Raw genomic sequence first — 16,402 nt, 5'->3', positions numbered from 1 at the left:
TCTTATCCTCCCTTGGATATCGAGTGAAGGAGCGCTCTTGCAGAGCGCTCGTCGGTGATGAGGCCGTCCAGCAGACCGCTCATCAATACGGACCCGATGGCACGGGTCTTCTCCTCGCCGCCTGCGACGGCGACAATTCTACTTTTCTCCAGCGCTTCCATGCGCACCGACAGGGTTCTGTCCGATAGTTCCGTGTTCACGTATTTGCCCTGCGCGTCGAAAAAGTGCCCCACAAGCTCGCCCACACCGCCGCGGTCGCGCACTTCCTGCATCGCTTGTTTTTCGATGAAACCGGCGGTGACGGTTTGTGAGGTCATGTCTGCGGTGCCGATCCCGACAATCTTCAACCCTGCCGCGGCCGCCATGTCGGTGACCTCCGGGACGCCGCGCTGCTCCAGCATGACCCGGCGGTCATCGGCGGTATTGGCAAAGAAGGGGACGGGCATGAAATAGGCCTCCGCGCCGGTTTTCTCGGCGAGCCTGTGCATGACGTCATGGGGGTTTGCGGCAAAGTTTCGTGTCAGCCCGCCCATGAGCGAGACGAATTTGATGTCTTTTGAGGCGGTGGCCGCCATCAGCCGTACACAGGACGCCAGCGTTCGCCCATTGCCAACACCGATCACATCATTAGTGCGGCTGAGGATTTCGCGGCTCAGGAAGTTTGACCCCGCCAGCCCCAGCGCGCGCAGCGGCAGGCCGGGTTCATCCAGATCGGGCACGACCTCGCAATAAGACAGGTTGTAGGTTTCGCTCAGCTTCATTTCGAGCGCCGCGCATTCGGCGATCTCGCCGTCAAAGCTGATCTTGATGATGCCTTCCTGATTGGCCCGGTTGATCAACCGATGCGCTTTGACCTTGGTCACGCCGAGCCGCTTGGCGACATCGGTTTGTGACAGCCCGCCCCCAAAGTGCAGCCAGGCGGCCCGCGTCGCCAGGCTTAGCTCGTCATCATGCTTGAATGATTGACCCATTGGAATCCGATCTTTCCCTCAAGTGAAAAATATTACAGTAAGCGAAATTAATTACAATCACAAATATTAACCTGGCCCAAAGCCACCATGGCACCTCGCCTGGTGTGGTACTTAATCGTGGCGTTTCCGCTCGACCGGAAAGTGAATACATCGACGACCGCTTTGCGCGCCGGTGACCGGACAGAAAGCCGCGCCAAGCAGATCGCGCCGCGCGTGTTTTCGGGTCTCAGAGATCAGACGCTGGGATATGTGGCAACTCTGGGCGACATTGCCTGATGGCCGGTTTCCGGTCACGATCTTGCGGGCAACCCGGACCAAGAGTGCGCCATATGCAAGATCAGTTCAGCCACGACGACAGCCGTTTTCTCTCGGCTTTCGTGCGGCCTGCGTGGATCGTGATGATGGTGGCGCAGATGCTGTTGGGGCTCGCGTTGGGAATCACGCTGATCGTCAAATATTACATGCTCGTGGTGGGCGCGAGTGGATGTGTTGCCGACATGGAGACGCTCGGAAACCTGATCCGTTGCACGCCGACGTTGACCCTTGTGGCGCATTTCGTGATCGCAGTCGCCGGGTTCCGCTTTGCCGCTTTCATGTTCGCAGACAGACCGCGCGCGCTCTTGGGGCCCTTGATGGTGGCGTTCGGCGGCACGCTTCTGCTGGTCCTGTCCGACCTGCGTCACGGCACCGCAACATGGGCCGGGGCCGCGACAATCGTGACTCTGATGCTAGGGATTTCCGCAATTTTTGCCGCACAGGTCTATCTGCGTGGCCGGTCAGGCCCTTCGGAAAACTAAAGCCGCCGATCCCGTTCAGGCCGCCCCGGATGGGGTGGTTTCGCGCGTCTGCCGCCACGACAACCCACCTAAAAAAGAGACCTCTGGTTACGCAGGCGCACTTGTCGTGATCCGGGATCGCAGCGCGATGGGTCACCATCCTGTCACACCCGAAGCGCCTGTCAGAGGCCGCATAAGGGGTGCCAACAGAATTGGGAGGAAGACTTCATGAAGAAGACATTACTTGGCACGTTGTCCACCGTGGCGCTGATCAGCGCCGGTGCGTCAGCGGTGCAGGCTGAGGCCGTGAAAATTGGTGTGCTCGCCACGCTGGAAGGCACCTATACCGCCCTGGGCGAAGATGGCGTGCGCGGCATGAAAACCGCCTTGGCGCAGATCGGTGATTCCGTTGGCGGGCGCGAGATCGAGCTCATTATTCAATCGACCGATGCCTCACCGGATTCCGCCTTGCGCGGCGCGCGCAAACTGGTGGAGCAGGACGGGGTGGATATCATCCTTGGCCCGCTCTCCGGCTCCGAGGGGATCGCGATCCGGGATTATTCCAAAACCCAGCCGGGCGTGACCTTCATCAACGGCATTTCGGGCGCGATGGAGACCACCTTCGTGACGCCGTCCGAGAACTTCTTCCGGTTTAACACGGACGGGGCGCAGTGGTCGGTGGGCCTTGGCGACTACGCCTATAATGAAAAGGGCTATGAGACCGTCGCGACCGTGGGGGAGGATTATTCCTTTATCTACACGCAGGTCTTCGGGTTCACGACCGAATTCTGCGCTGCGGGGGGCGAAATCACTGAACGTCTTTGGGTCCCGCTGGGCACGAAGGATTTCGGCTCCATCATCGCGGCGCTGCCCGACGATGTGGACGCAATCTATCTCGGCTTGGGGGGCGGGGATGCTGTGAACTTCCTCAACCAATACCAACAGGCCGGCGGTGACGCGAACCTGATCGGAGGCTCCATCATGGTCGATGGCACAGTTCTGTCGTCCGAAGGGTCGGCGAAACAGGCGTTGATCGGTGTGCCGTCTGCCGGTCCGCAGGCGGATACATGGGATGACCCGAAATGGCAGGCCTATGTAAAGGCCTATCAGGACACCTTCCCGCCGGATCAACGGTTCCCATCGCCCTCTCTGCTGGCCACCGGCTACTACAATGCCACCACCGCGATGGCGCAGTGCATGGAGACCGTGGGCGGCGATCTGAGCGACGGGCATGCAGCGTTCCGCGGATGCCTGAGCACGCTGGAACTGGACGCGCCCAACGGCAAGATCACGCTGGATGAAAACCGCCAGGCCATCGGGGCCAACTTCGTCTCCGAAGTGGTGGAGCTGGAAGATGGCACGCTGGCCACGCAGCTGGTGAAAAAAGTGGATGGTGTGAACCAGACGCTGGGCATCGACAAGGCGGCCTTTACCGCGATAGGTCTGCCGGGCCGTGAAACACCGGTCTGTCAGTCGTCCTACTGACGCACAACTGGCACGTCCGGGCAGGGGTTTCTGCCCGGACACTCCCCTTCTTTCACTTCGACACGGGCGGGAGCTATGACGCTCATCACCTATCCGACACGCGTGCATTTTGCGGACGACGTGATGCAGGAAGCTTTGCACTCCGAACTGGAGCGTGCGGGCTGCAAAGCGCCCTTGCTGATCTATGGCGATGACCTGCTGGAGAGCGATTTCGCCTACCGTGTGCAGGAGGGGTTGCCCCATAAAACTGCCGTACAGAGCATGGTTTTCGATGCAGCCAGTGACCTCAGACATCTGTCGCGCACCGCCATTGATACAGGCACGCCACCGGATGTCCTTATCGCGTTCGGATCCGCTCGCGCGATCGAACTGGCGCGCAAGTGCCGATATGGTCTTTCGCAGGCCACGGGGCACCGAACGCCGATGTATGCGATCCCCGGCGTGGATGGTTTGCCCGGCCCCTGCACGCGCAATCTGGAAAGCTGGCGGGCGGGCTTGCCGTCTGTGCTGATCTGCGACCCCACCCTGACGTTGAATGCGGATTGCGGACAGTCCTGGCGCAGTTCGGTGCTGAGCCTGGTGCGCTGTGTCGAATCTTACCTCGCCCAATCCTTCAATCCGCCCGCGGATGGGATGGCGCTGGACGGGCTTGGCCGGTCATTGGGCACGCTGCCGCGGATCGGTGATGCGGGCCAACGCGCGCAGGATCTCGATCTGCGCCGCGATATGATGGCCGCCAGCCTCAACGCCTCTCTGTCGCAGGAGAAGGGCGTGGGGCCTGCACTGACGCTGGCGGATGCATTGGCACACGAACAGGCCGGGCTGCAGGTGCCGGATATGGCGCGGCTGCTTTTGCCGGAAATCATCCGCCGCAGCAGCGTGAACGGCGAACGGGCCGAGATGTTGCTCAAGGTTCTGGGCCGTGACGCACAGCGGCTGGATGAGGCGATGACAGAAGTATTGGCCCGGGCACCGATGGCGGCCCGGCTTTCCGATATGGGCGTCGCACAATCGACGCTGGATCAGGCGGCCAGTCAGGCGCAGGGCAAGGCGGGCTTGACCCTCGATACCGCGCGCGATGTCCTCTCCTCGGTATATTGAGGCATGAGATGAAACCAAACTTGATCAACGGCCTTTGGGAAACAACCGGGCATGGGGCGGAAAATATCAACCCCTCGGATACGTCAGATGTGATCGGGGTCTATGCCCAGGCAGGTCGTGCGGAGACGGAAACCGCGATTGCAGCCGCAGCCGAGGCTTTTCCGGCATGGTCACACAGCACGCCGCAACAGCGTCATGATATTCTGCACACTGCGGGCGATGAGATATTGGCCCGGACCGAAGAGCTGGCGACCCTGCTGGCCCGCGAAGAAGGCAAGATCCTGAAAGAAGCACGGGGGGAGGTGACAAGAGCCGGGCACATCTTCCTGTTCTTCGCAGGAGAAGCATTGCGCCAGCGCGGGGAGCTGCGGGATTCCGTTCGGGCCGGGGTGCAGGTCGAGGTCACGCGTGAGCCGGTGGGCGTGGTCGGGATCATCACGCCGTGGAATTTCCCCATCGCCATCCCCGCCTGGAAAATCGCCCCCGCCCTCTGTCATGGCAATACGGTTGTCTTTAAACCGGCCGAGCTGGTGCCCGGCTGTGCCTGGGCGCTGGTGGATATCTTGCTCCGCGCAGGTGTGCCGCCCGGCGTTCTTAATCTGGTCATGGGGCCGGGTGCTGTGGTCGGCCAATCCATGCTGGATGACGCGCGGGTCGATGCGATCACCTTCACCGGATCGCAGGCCACCGGCGCGCGGGTGGCCCAGGCGAGCCTGCCCCATATGCGCCGGGTGCAGCTGGAAATGGGGGGTAAAAACCCACTCGTTGTGCTCGATGATGCGGATCTGGATATCGCGGTGGAATGCGCGCTTGATGGCGCGTTCTTCTCGACCGGGCAGCGCTGCACCGCCTCGTCCCGTCTGATCGTAACGCGCGGCATTCACGACCGCTTTGTTTCGGCGCTTGCGGAGCGTATGGCGCGGCTGAAGGTTGGTCCGGCGCTGGAGGAGGCCACCCAGATCGGGCCGGTGGTTGATTCGACCCAATTGGCGCAGGATCTCGACTACATCGCGATTGCCCGCAATCAAGGGGGCGTTTTGCGTGCGGGTGGCGATGCGCTCCAGTTGCAGACAAATGGGTATTTCCTGCAGCCTGCTTTGATCACCGACACGCACCCCGATATGCGCATCAACCGCGAGGAGGTTTTCGGGCCTGTTGCCTCGCTGATCGCGGTGGAAAGCTATGAGGAAGCCCTTGCGGTTGCGAATGCAACCGACTTCGGGTTGAGCGGTGGCATCTGTACCACCAGCCTGAAATATGCCAGCGATTTCAAGCGTAAAGCCGAAGTTGGTATGGTGATGGTCAATCTGCCGACTGCGGGCGTCGACTATCATGTACCCTTCGGCGGGCGAAAATCTTCGAGCTTTGGCCCGCGTGAACAGGGCAGCTATGCCGCGGAGTTTTTCACGGTTGTGAAAACAGCTTATACGCGGCCCTGACCGCCAATTTCCGCCAAAAACCCGGTTTATCCAAAAATCGCGCGGGATAACGTCAAGTCTGATTTTTGGTCCGGGAGACTTGTCAGGGCATTGGCATCTGTGCCCCGATGGGTCAGATCACGGGACTTCTGCTTCAGACGCCACCGTGATGCTTTGACTGGGAGGATCAAGGCGATGAGTCAGGCAATTGCGGTGTGCCACGGCGAGTTCGGCCGGGCCGCACTATACAGTTTGAACAAAGCGATCATCACCCATGCCCACCGCGAAGGACATCTGATCTTTCACGTGGACGGTAGCCCGGCCTATGTGCCGACGGGCGGCGACGTGGTGAAAATCGCACCCGGCACGGCCGCTGCGATCAGCCCCTGGGAGCCGCACGGTTTTGAGGTGACGGACGCAGGCCCCAACATCTGCCTTGTGCTCTATATCAAGCCGATGTGGTTTCTGGAAAACAGCACCTCAGCCGAGTTTGCGCTGAAGTTCGGGCGCAGCGATCTGAAACTGACCGATGAAATGAGCGGTCTGGTGAACCGTTTGACGGCGCTGTTGCTGGATGATGAGGATCAGACCGGGTTCGACCAATTGCTGTTTGGCCTGACCCGCGCGAGCTTTGATCTGTCCTGGCGCAATGACGTGGCATCGCTGCGGCGCCACGCTTGTGATCGCTTCAGCGATTTCCGGGTGCGCCGGTCGTTGCGGTTGATCCAGGAAAAGATGGGTCAGGACATGGACATGGAGCGCATGGCGCGCTCGGTTGGACTGTCACGCCCACATTTCTTCAAGCTGTTCAAACAATACATGGGCGTGACGCCAAATGTATACATGAACACCCTGCGGTCGGAACGGGCGATCGAAGAACTGTTGCAGACCGAAAAGTCAGTGACTGATATTGCTTTTGATCTGGGATTCTCCAGCCAGGCCAGCTTTACCCGCTTCTTTTCCAGCAATGTTGGCATTGCGCCCTCGGAATACCGGCGCGTGGCGCATGTGACCAGTGGCGCTTTTCCGATGATGTGAAAACGGAGCAGACTATTGGGTACGCCCGCATCTGCGACCTTGTCCTAAGCTGATCTCACAAGGAGTTCCCGAACAGGGGAACCAGGGAGGTCAGATTTGAAACAGCCGCCGACCATAAAGGCCGGGTCATGAGGCGTTTTGCCAATGCGCACCCGGTCTGGACCGCGCTCATCGCGCTGGCGGTTGTGATCCTGTTGTGGCTGATTTTCGCGATCTGGCCGCAGGGTCTGGTCGACGTCATCGGCAAGAAAAAAGTATTTCTGGCAGCGCTCTTTAACGGCATTACCCTCGGCGGGCTCTATTTTCTGGTGGCCAGCGGGTTCACCCTGATTTTCGGACTGATGCGCAACGTCAATCTGGCCCACGGCACACTTTACCTGCTGGGCGGTTACATCGGATTTCACACGGCAGACATCACCGGATACTGGCTGTTGGCCTTCCCGGTGGCCTTCGTCGTCGTGGGGTTCTGCGGGGTGCTGCTGCAGGTGCTGGTGTTCCGACGGATGGAGGGGGAGGATCTGCGCCAGACCCTCGTGACCATCGGCATTTCGATTGTGGTCGCCGACCTGATGCTCTGGGGCTTTGGCGGTGATTTCTTCAACATCTCCCCACCACCCTGGCTCAGCGGCCCGGTGGAAACCTTTTTTGTCACCACCGTAAAACGTTCCGGAGATCTGGTGTACATGAAATACCCCATGGTGCGGATCGTGATTTTCATCGCGGCGGTGATTTTGGGCATCGCGATGTGGCTGGCGCTGAACCGCACACGTATTGGCATGATGATCCGCGCGGGCGTTGATGACCGCGACATGCTGCAGGCCACCGGCGCCCGCATTCAGATCGTCTTTGTCGGCGTCTTTGCCTTTGGCGCGGGGCTTGCGGGCATTGCCGGTGTGGTGGGCGGCACCTTCCAGTCGGTCGCACCGGGGGAGGATATCCGGTTCCTGCTGGCGTCCCTTGTGGTGGTGATCGTGGGGGGGATGGGCTCCATTCCGGGGGCAGCCCTTGGGGCGTTGCTGATCGGGTTGGCAGAGCAGTTTGGCTCGGTCTACTTCCCAACCTACGCGGTGGTGCTGACCTTCCTGATCATGGTCGTGGTGCTGGCCTTCCGGCCGCAGGGTCTCATGGGATCGGAGGGCTGAGAGGGTGGTGGACCTGACCCCGGATCTGGCCCAAGGCCGCCTGCGTCAAGACCGTGCTTGGGTCGAGCGTGTGCCGCCCGGCTACTGGGTGATGGGGGTCGTCCTGCTGGTGATCCCGGCCTTCGTCAGCCCCTTCGTGATGTTCCAGATCATGGGCTGGACGTTCATCCTGGGGATCATATCGCTCAGTCTGATGTTCCTGGCGGGGTATGGCGGCATGGTGAGCCTGGCGCAGATGGCCTTTGCGGGTTTTGCCGGCTACATGATGGCCATTTTCGGCAACAGCGCGATTGAAACGATCTCTCAAGGCTGGCCGTGGTGGATCGCGATCCCGCTGGCGCTGTTTCTGGCGACGGTCTTCGCGACGCTGGTGGGCTGGCTCGCCGTGCGGACCGAAGGCATCTACACCATCATGATCACGCTGGCGATTGCGGCGGCGTTTTTCTATTTCACCCGGCAGAATTATGACCTCTTCAACGGATTTCAGGGATTCAATTCGGTGTTGCCGCCGCAGCTCTTTGGGGTCGACTGGCGCGGGCCTTATGCCTTTTACTATCTCACTCTCTTCTTCGCCGTGGGCGCCTACGCGCTTGTGCTCTACATCAGCCGGGCGCCTTTCGGATTGGCCTTGCAGGGGGTGCGCGACAATCCGCGCCGGATGGCGGCGCTTGGCTACAATGTCACCGCACACCGGGTCGCCGCCTATGCGTTTGCGGGCTGTCTGGCGGGGATTGGGGGCATACTGCTCACCTGGCAGTCCAGCCAGATTTCACCCGGTACCGTGGGGATCGGCCCGGCGATTGATATCCTGATCATCGCGGTGATCGGTGGGCTGCGTCATCCCATAGGGCCCTTCATCGGGGCGTTTATCTACGTGATCCTCAAGACCTTTGCGGTGGATTTTCTGGTCAATCTCGGGCTGGCGGGTGAACGGTTTCAGCTGGTGATCGGCCTGGGCTTTCTGATCATCGTGTTCTTCTCGCCGGATGGCGTTTTGGGCCTTTGGGAGAAGTTCAAGGCGGCGCGCAACCGCGACCCGCTGACCGGTGAGAGTCGGGGGCAGGATCCGCTATGAGCGATGCGGCGACACTGACCGGATCGACCGCCACGCAGGGTGGTGCAGGCTATGCGCTGGAGCTGCGCGACGTCTCCAAGAAATTTGGCGCGCTCGAAGCTTTGGGCGGGATCAACATGATGGTGCGCCCGGGCGAACGGCGGGCCGTTCTGGGATCAAACGGGGCGGGCAAGACAACGCTCTTTAACTGCATCACCGGGGACTTTGCGCCAACCACCGGCGCGATCCGGTTTTTCGGGGAGGACGTCACCGTCTTTCCCGCGCAGGAACGCATTCGCCGGGGGTTGCGCCGCACCTATCAGATTTCGCTTTTGTTCAATGGTCTCAGCGTGCTGGACAATGTGTATCTGGCCTGCCGGGGTGTGTCGCGCGGGCGGTTTTCCTTCAAACGACCCCGCAAATCCGACGCGCTCATGCAGACGGCCGAAGAGTTGGTTGAAACCGTAAACCTTGCGGACGTGCGCGCGACCTCCGTGAGTGATCTCAGCTACGGTCAGCAGCGCCAGCTGGAGATTGCCATGGCGCTCTCTGGCGCGCCGCGGTTCATTCTGTTTGACGAGCCTGCCGCAGGCCTGTCCCCGACCGAGCGGGCTGAACTGATCCGCATTCTGACCGGGCTGCCGGGCCATGTCGGCTACATCATCATCGAACATGACATGGATGTCGCCCTGCGTGTCTCGGACATGGTCACGATGATGCACAACGGGCGCATCTTCAAGGAAGGCAAACCAGCCGAGATCGAAGACGACGCAGAAGTGCAGGCCCTGTATCTGGGAGGCGCAGAGGATGAGTAACACGCTCGATGTCCGCGACCTGAACGTCTTTTACGGCCAGTCCCATGCGCTGCAGGGGGTGAACCTTGCGCTTGATCACGGGGTGCTTTCGGTGGTGGGCCGCAATGGCATGGGGAAAACAACCCTGTGCAAGGCGATCATGGGGCTGGTGCCGGTGCGGTCCGGCACGATCAGTTTCAACGGCCAAAGCCTCGCGGGCATGGGGCCTTCTGAAATTGCGCGGTCCGGCATCGGATATGTGCCCCAGGGGAGACGGCTCTGGAAATCCCTGACCGTGGACGAACATTTGCGGCTGGTGGCCACAAAGAACGGGCCCTGGACACCGGACCGGATTTATTCGGTATTCCCGCGGTTGGCGGAACGCAAAGGCAACGGCGGCGCGCAACTGTCGGGTGGCGAACAGCAAATGCTTGCGATCAGCCGGGCGCTCTTGCTGAACCCCAAGCTGCTGGTGATGGATGAACCCACCGAAGGGCTCGCCCCGGTGATTGTGAACCAGGTGGCCGAGATGCTGGTGCAGCTGGGGCGCGAGGGCGACATCGACGTGCTGGTGATTGAGCAGAACATCGGTGTGGCCACCACCGTGGCCGAGGATGTGGCCATCATGGTCAACGGTAAGGTCAACCGGGTGATGGATGCCGGTGTGCTGGCCGCTGACCGGGATCTGCAACAGGCGCTGCTGGGTGTCGGACGGCATGCTCATGACGAAACGCCCGACGATGTGGAGGCGCCGCCGCAGCAGACGCCGGAGCGTTCATTCGCTGCCAAAGTTTACTTGTCCAATCCGCGTGTTCCGACGCGCTGGACAGCGCCTGTGCCGGTGCATGTCATCGCACAATCGGCGCGCACCGTGACAGCTGATGCGTCTCCCCCTCAGCACGTCACGGTGCCTCGCGCCGATCTGGGTCGTTCCGGCATTGTCTACGTCTGCGGTACACTCGATACCAAGGGCGATGAGCTCCGCTTCATGCGGGACATCATCAAAGAGCAGGGCGTGCGCGTGGCGCTGGTGGACCTGTCCACCTCGGGCAAACCGTCTGGTGCCGAGGTGCCGCCAAACGCTGTGGCGGGCTTGCATCCGCGGGGCACAGCCGGTGTTTTCACCGGGGATCGCGGCACCGCCGTGGCGGGCATGACCCTCGCGTTTGAGCGTTGGGTGTGTCAGCGCAGTGACATCGCCGGTCTGATCGCCGCCGGAGGTTCGGGCGGGACAGCGCTGGTTGCCCCGGGGTTTCGGGTGCCGCACGTGGGGGTGCCCAAGATGATCGTCTCCACCGTGGCCAGTGGCAACACATCGCAATATGTCGGTCCGTCCGACATCACGATGATGCATTCGGTGGCGGATGTTCAGGGGATCAATTCGATCACCCGAGACGTGCTTGGCAACGCCGCCCATGCTGTGGCGGCGATGGCCAAGGCACGCCAGATCGCAAAGCCGGTCGCCGACAAACCTGCGATCGGCCTCACCATGTTCGGGGTGACGACGCCTTGCGTGCAGCAGGTCACGGCGCGGTTGGAGGGCGACTACGATTGCCTTGTGTTCCATGCGACCGGCACCGGTGGGCGGGCGATGGAAAAGCTCCTCTCTTCCGGCAAGCTTGAAGCGGTGATTGATCTGACAACCACCGAGATTTGCGACATGGTGGCAGGTGGGGTCTTTGCTGCGGATGAGACGCGTTTCAATGCGATGATTGCTGACAGACGCCCCTACATCGGCGCCTGTGGTGCGCTCGATATGGTCAATTTCAACGCCCCGGATACCGTGCCGGAACAGTACAGCGGACGGCTTTTCTACGAGCACAACCCGCAGATCACCCTGATGCGCACCACGCCGGAAGAGAATGCCGAGATGGGCCGCTTCATTGGCGAAAAACTGAACGACATGAACGGGGTTGTGCGCTTTTTCCTGCCGGAGGGTGGTGTTTCAGCACTGGACGCGCCGGGCATGCCGTTTTGGGACCCGACCGCGAACAAGGCGCTGTTTAACACGCTCGAAGCTACGGTGCGCGCCACCGCGAACCGCCAATTGGTGCGCGTGCCCCACAACATCAATGACCCGGAATTTGCGGAGCTGGTGATCAAGACCTTTCGGTCTTTTCACGTCCGCCCGACCAGCCAGAAGAGAGCCTGACGCATATGTTTGACCGTGATGACCTGATGCAGAAATTCCGCGCCATGCGTGATGCGGGAGAGCCGATCATCGGCGGGGGGGCCGGTACCGGTCTCTCGGCCAAATGCGAAGAGGCCGGTGGGATCGATCTGATCGTGATCTATAATTCCGGACGCTACCGTATGGCCGGGCGCGGTTCGCTCGCGGGGCTGATGCCCTATGGGGATGCCAATGGCGTGGTGATGGAGATGGCGGGCGAAGTGTTGCCCGTGGTCAGCAACACACCGGTACTGGCTGGCGTTTGTGCGTCGGATCCTTTCCGGCTGATGGATAAATTTCTCGACCAGGTGAAAGAGGCAGGCTTCAGCGGGGTGCAGAACTTCCCGACCGTGGGCCTGATCGACGGTAATTTCCGCGCCAATCTGGAAGAAACGGGCATGTCTTATCAGCTGGAGGTCGACATGATCGCGGCGGCACATGAAAAGGGCCTGCTGACAACGCCATATGTTTTCAGCGAGGAGGACGCCCGGGCCATGGCGGGGGCCGGGGCAGACATCATCGTGGTGCACCTGGGGCTGACAACAGGTGGTGCCATCGGGGCGGAGACAGGCTGCACCTTGGCCGAGGCCCCGGCGCTGACCGATGCCTGGGCCAAAGCTGCGCTTGAGGTGAACCCGCAGGCCATTGTGCTGGTGCACGGCGGCCCGGTGGCCATGCCGGAGGATGCAGATTTTGTCCTGAAAAACACACGGTATTGCCACGGGTTTTATGGCGCGTCGTCCATGGAACGTCTGCCGACCGAGGTGGCGCTGACCGCACAGACCAGAAAATTCAAGGAGATCGGGCGTTGAGACGGCCCGAGAGGAGGAACCGATATGACCGGTGAACTGATTGGACAATTGATCCTGTGGCTGATTGCTGCCGTGATCGTGGTGTTCATCCTCTACTGGGTGATGAACTGGCTCTACCGACGGTCAACCAAGGAAATCTCCTTCGTGCGCACCGGGTTTCTGGGAGAGAAGGTCGTGATCGATGGTGGCGCATTTGTCTGGCCGATCATCCATGACATCACACCGGTCAATATGAATTCGATGGACCTGCATGTGGCGCGGCAAAAGGCCGAAGCGCTGATCACCAAGGACCGGATGCGGATCGATGTCGAAGCGTCCTTTTATGTCCGTGTGGGCCATTCCAAACAGGCGGTCACCCTGGCCGCGGCAACGCTGGGTCGACGCACGCTGGAGCCGGAGCGCATCCATCAGTTGCTGAATGGCAAGTTCGTCTCCGCGCTGCGCACGGCGGCGTCAAAAATGACCATGGAAGAGCTGCATGAGATGCGCGGTGATTATGTGGCGCTGGTGATCGAGACCGCGCAGGAGGGGCTCGACAAGAACGGGCTGGAGCTGGAAAGCGTTGCGATCCTCGACATCGATCAGACGGAGATTGAGTATTTCAACCCATCGAACCGGTTCGATGCTGAAGGTCTGACCAGTGTTATTGCTGCGGTCGAGGAGCGCCGCAAGCTGCGCAATGACATCGAACAGGACACGATGCTGAAAATCCGCACGCGGAACCTAGAGGCGGAAAAGGAAAGTCTGAACATCGAGCGCGAAAGCGAAACCGCGCGGCTGGAACAGGAACGTGAAATCGAATTTCGCCGCGCGCAGCAGCGTGCCGAACTGGCACGAGAGCGGTCAGAGCGGGAGAAGGAAGCGGAGCAGGCGACCCTGCTGAGCCGGGAAGCGATTGAAACCGCCCGCATCGCCAATGATGAACAGATTGCACAGGCGCGCATCGCCTCGGAACGTACCATCCGGCAGCAGGAAATCGAACGCCAGCAGGTGATCGACGCGGCAGAGATTGCCACGCGCGAGACGATTGAAAAGGCCCGTATCTCGCAGGAGAAGGTGCTGACCGAGACGCGGATCAAGACCACCAAAGATACTGAAAGCGCGGATATCGCGGCCAAGGAAGCCGTGGAGAAGGCGCGTATTGCACAGGAAAAGGCGCTGACCGAGGCGCGCATCGCCAAGGATCGCGAAACCCAGTCGCAGGAAATTGAACGCAAGCGGACCGTTGATGCAGCAGAGATCGCGGCGCGTGAGGTGATCGAGAAGGCCAGGATTGCGCAGGAAAATGCGGTGACCGAGGCCCGGATCGGCCTGGAGCGGGAAACGCGGGAGCGTGAGATTGCGCGCAATCTGGCGGTCGAAGAGGCAGAGATCGCAGCGCGCGAGGCCGCGGATAAGTTGCGGATCGCGCAGGAAAAAACCGTGAGTGCGGAGCGCATCAGCTCTGACAGGGAAACCAAGGAGTTGGAAATCAAGCGGCGCGAGGTGCTGGATGCAGCACAGATTGCCGCGGATCAGGCCATTGAGGGGGCGCGGATCGCGCGGGAAAAGGTTTTGTCAGCAGAGCGCATCGCGTCGGATAAGGCGGTGCGCGTGTTGGAGATTGCGGCCTCCGAGGAGACGGAAAAGGAGCGTATCGCACAGGAGGAGCGTGTGCGGGCGCTGGAAATTGCCCGTAACGAGGCGCTGGATCAGGCCGCGATTGCCTCCCGCGAGGCCGTGGACAAAGCCCGCATTGCGACCGAGGCCCGCACGGCGGTGGAGCGGATCGAGACCGAAGAGCGCACCAAGGAACGTGATCTGGCGCGCGAAGAAGCCGTTGCCTTTGCTGAAACCGCCAAGGCCGAGGCCGTCGAGGCCAAGCGCATCGCCATGGAGAAGAAGCTCGCCGCAGAACGCATTGCCTATGAGCAGGACATGCGGGAACGGGAGATATCGCGCAACAAGGCCGTTGATCTCGCAAATGCCAAGGCATCCGAGACCGTCAAGGCCGCGAAAATCGCCGAGGATTCTAAAACCCGTGCCGCAGAGATCGCACGGGATGCCGAAATCCGGGCGCGCGAGATCGAGAAGCAGGAAGCCATCGAGGCCGCGGAAATTTCCAGCCGTCGATTGGTCGACCAGCAACGGATCGAGAAAGAGGCAGAAACCACCACCGAGAAGATCGCGCGGGATGAACGGATCCGCAATCTGGAGATTGCGCGGAACAAGGCGCTGGACGTTGCACAGATCGCCGCGGACGAGGCCATCGATGCGGCCCGTGTGGCCAAGGAGAAGACGGTGGATGCCGAGAAGATCCTTGCCGAGCAGGAACTGGATGCCAAGAAACTGGAGCGCAAGAAAGTGGTCGAACAGCTCGAAATCGCGCGGGTGCAGGTTCTGCGCGAAGCGGAGATCGCGAGCCGCGAGGAAGTCGAGCGGGCGCAAATTGCTTCTGAGCGGGGGCTGGATGACGCGCGGATCGGGCATCAGACCGAGCGCCGCAAGCTGGAGATCGAACGCGAGAAAACCGTCGAGGTTGCCAGCATGGAAAAGGCCATCGCGCTCTATCAGAAATCGCTGGATGAAAGTGCGGCGGCGGTGGAGGCCGAAAACGCCCGGGCACGTGCGGTGGAGGCCGCCGAGAAAGCCAAAACCACCGAAGAGATGGAGATCGCACATCGCGCCAAGACCGTGGGCGTCACGGCGGCCGAGCTCGACGCCGAACGCAAACGCATCACAGCCGAGGCCGATAAAATCCGCGCCGCCGTCGAAGCCGAAGCGGCGAAACTTATCAACGAGGCAGAGAACGTGCTGACCGACGAAGCACGCCATTCCCTGTTCAAGCGCAAGATGCTGGAACATGTCGAAGGTATCGTCACCGCCTCGGCCAAGCCGCTTGAGAAGATCAACGATATCAAGATTATGCAGCTTGGCGGGTCGGGCACGCAGGGGCTCGATTGGGCGGGCGGCGGCGGTACGGGCGGTGCAGGAGGCCCCGGTGGCAATGGCGGCAGCCCGACGGATGAGGTGATGAATTCGGCCCTGCGCTACCGGGTACAGGCGCCATTTGTGGACAGCCTGCTCAACGACATTGGGATTGATGGCGCGAATATTTCCAAATCCGACATCTTCCGCAACGCCAGTGACATGACCCGCGCCCAATCAGAAATCGCGCGGGCCCAGGCGGCCAAAAACAGCACACCCAAAGGGAGCAAATGATGGCGCGGGTATTTGTCTCCTCCGTGATCAACGCAGAGGCTGCCGCGGTTTGGGAGCGGGTCCGTGACTTCAACGGGCTGCCAAAATGGCATCCCAGGATCCGCGATAGCCGGATCGAGGACGCGCTGCCCGGCGACAAGGTCGGTTGTATCCGCAATTTTAACTTGCAGAACGGTGACAATATCCGCGAGCAGCTGGTGGGCCTGTCGGATTATGACCTGTTCTACAGCTACACGATGCTCGAGGGGCCGATGCCGCTCTGGGACTATATGGCGACGCTGCGGCTGACGCCGGTCACGGATGGTGACAGATGTTTTGCCGAATGGTCTGCGGAGTTTGACTGCGATCCCGGCAACGTGACGGATTTGCAGAACGGCATTGCCACAAACGTGTTTCAGGGCGGGTTTGACGCGCTCAAACGGCATTTCGGAGGCTGAGTG

14 protein-coding genes are annotated in these 16,402 nt (G+C 61.0%); 13 read left to right on the top strand and 1 reads right to left on the bottom strand.

Features of this window, described 5'->3' with window-relative positions:
* Positions 1-2 precede the first annotated feature (2 nt).
* Complete coding sequence (locus tag Q1A63_RS00305; protein WP_298968293.1) at positions 3-971, bottom strand: sugar-binding transcriptional regulator; 969 nt, start codon at positions 969-971, stop codon at positions 3-5.
* A gap of 87 nt (positions 972-1,058) precedes the next feature.
* Here Q1A63_RS00305 and Q1A63_RS00300 point away from each other — a divergent pair, with 87 nt between their 5' ends.
* From Q1A63_RS00300 to Q1A63_RS00240, 13 genes are all read left to right on the top strand, one after another.
* On the top strand, positions 1,059-1,247 hold the full coding sequence (locus Q1A63_RS00300) for a hypothetical protein (RefSeq protein WP_298968292.1): 189 nt from the start codon (positions 1,059-1,061) through the stop codon (positions 1,245-1,247).
* A 53-nt stretch (positions 1,248-1,300) separates the two neighbouring features.
* On the top strand, positions 1,301-1,768 hold the full coding sequence (locus Q1A63_RS00295; RefSeq protein ID WP_299630267.1) for a hypothetical protein: 468 nt from the start codon (positions 1,301-1,303) through the stop codon (positions 1,766-1,768).
* A 207-nt stretch (positions 1,769-1,975) separates the two neighbouring features.
* Positions 1,976-3,232, top strand: a complete 1,257-nt coding sequence (locus tag Q1A63_RS00290; RefSeq protein WP_299630265.1) for an ABC transporter substrate-binding protein — start codon at positions 1,976-1,978, stop codon at positions 3,230-3,232.
* Between the two features lie 75 nt (positions 3,233-3,307).
* Positions 3,308-4,333 carry an iron-containing alcohol dehydrogenase gene (locus tag Q1A63_RS00285; protein WP_298968288.1) on the top strand — a complete coding sequence of 342 codons (1,026 nt, stop codon included), beginning with the start codon at positions 3,308-3,310 and terminating at the stop codon, positions 4,331-4,333.
* Positions 4,334-4,341: 8 nt separating this feature from the next.
* Positions 4,342-5,772: an aldehyde dehydrogenase family protein gene (locus tag Q1A63_RS00280; protein ID WP_299630263.1), complete on the top strand. Its 1,431-nt coding sequence runs from the start codon at positions 4,342-4,344 to the stop codon at positions 5,770-5,772.
* 174 nt (positions 5,773-5,946) lie between these two features.
* Positions 5,947-6,789 (top strand): AraC family transcriptional regulator, encoded by an 843-nt coding sequence (locus Q1A63_RS00275; RefSeq protein ID WP_299500855.1) that lies wholly within the window; start codon positions 5,947-5,949, stop codon positions 6,787-6,789.
* Between the two features lie 128 nt (positions 6,790-6,917).
* Positions 6,918-7,931, top strand: coding sequence for a branched-chain amino acid ABC transporter permease (locus Q1A63_RS00270; protein ID WP_299400715.1), 1,014 nt, complete (start codon positions 6,918-6,920; stop codon positions 7,929-7,931).
* Positions 7,932-7,935: 4 nt separating this feature from the next.
* Positions 7,936-9,006, top strand: coding sequence for a branched-chain amino acid ABC transporter permease (locus Q1A63_RS00265; protein ID WP_298968284.1), 1,071 nt, complete (start codon positions 7,936-7,938; stop codon positions 9,004-9,006).
* Positions 9,003-9,800 (top strand): ABC transporter ATP-binding protein, encoded by a 798-nt coding sequence (locus Q1A63_RS00260; protein ID WP_298968283.1) that lies wholly within the window; start codon positions 9,003-9,005, stop codon positions 9,798-9,800. The genes Q1A63_RS00265 and Q1A63_RS00260 overlap by 4 nt, the downstream gene beginning before the upstream one ends.
* Positions 9,793-11,931: an ABC transporter permease gene (locus Q1A63_RS00255; RefSeq protein ID WP_299630259.1), complete on the top strand. Its 2,139-nt coding sequence runs from the start codon at positions 9,793-9,795 to the stop codon at positions 11,929-11,931. The genes Q1A63_RS00260 and Q1A63_RS00255 overlap by 8 nt, the downstream gene beginning before the upstream one ends.
* Before the next feature lie 5 nt (positions 11,932-11,936).
* Positions 11,937-12,761, top strand: coding sequence for a phosphoenolpyruvate hydrolase family protein (locus tag Q1A63_RS00250; RefSeq protein ID WP_299630257.1), 825 nt, complete (start codon positions 11,937-11,939; stop codon positions 12,759-12,761).
* 24 nt (positions 12,762-12,785) lie between these two features.
* On the top strand, positions 12,786-15,962 hold the full coding sequence (locus tag Q1A63_RS00245; protein ID WP_299630255.1) for a flotillin family protein: 3,177 nt from the start codon (positions 12,786-12,788) through the stop codon (positions 15,960-15,962).
* Positions 15,962-16,399, top strand: coding sequence for an SRPBCC family protein (locus Q1A63_RS00240; RefSeq protein ID WP_298968279.1), 438 nt, complete (start codon positions 15,962-15,964; stop codon positions 16,397-16,399). The genes Q1A63_RS00245 and Q1A63_RS00240 overlap by 1 nt, the downstream gene beginning before the upstream one ends.
* The last annotated feature ends 3 nt before the right edge of the window (positions 16,400-16,402 follow it).

Source organism: uncultured Roseobacter sp. (assembly GCF_947499265.1).
Lineage (GTDB): Bacteria > Pseudomonadota > Alphaproteobacteria > Rhodobacterales > Rhodobacteraceae > Roseobacter.
Note: the sequence above shows the minus strand (reverse complement) of the source record. Positions and strands in the feature narration are given on the sequence as shown.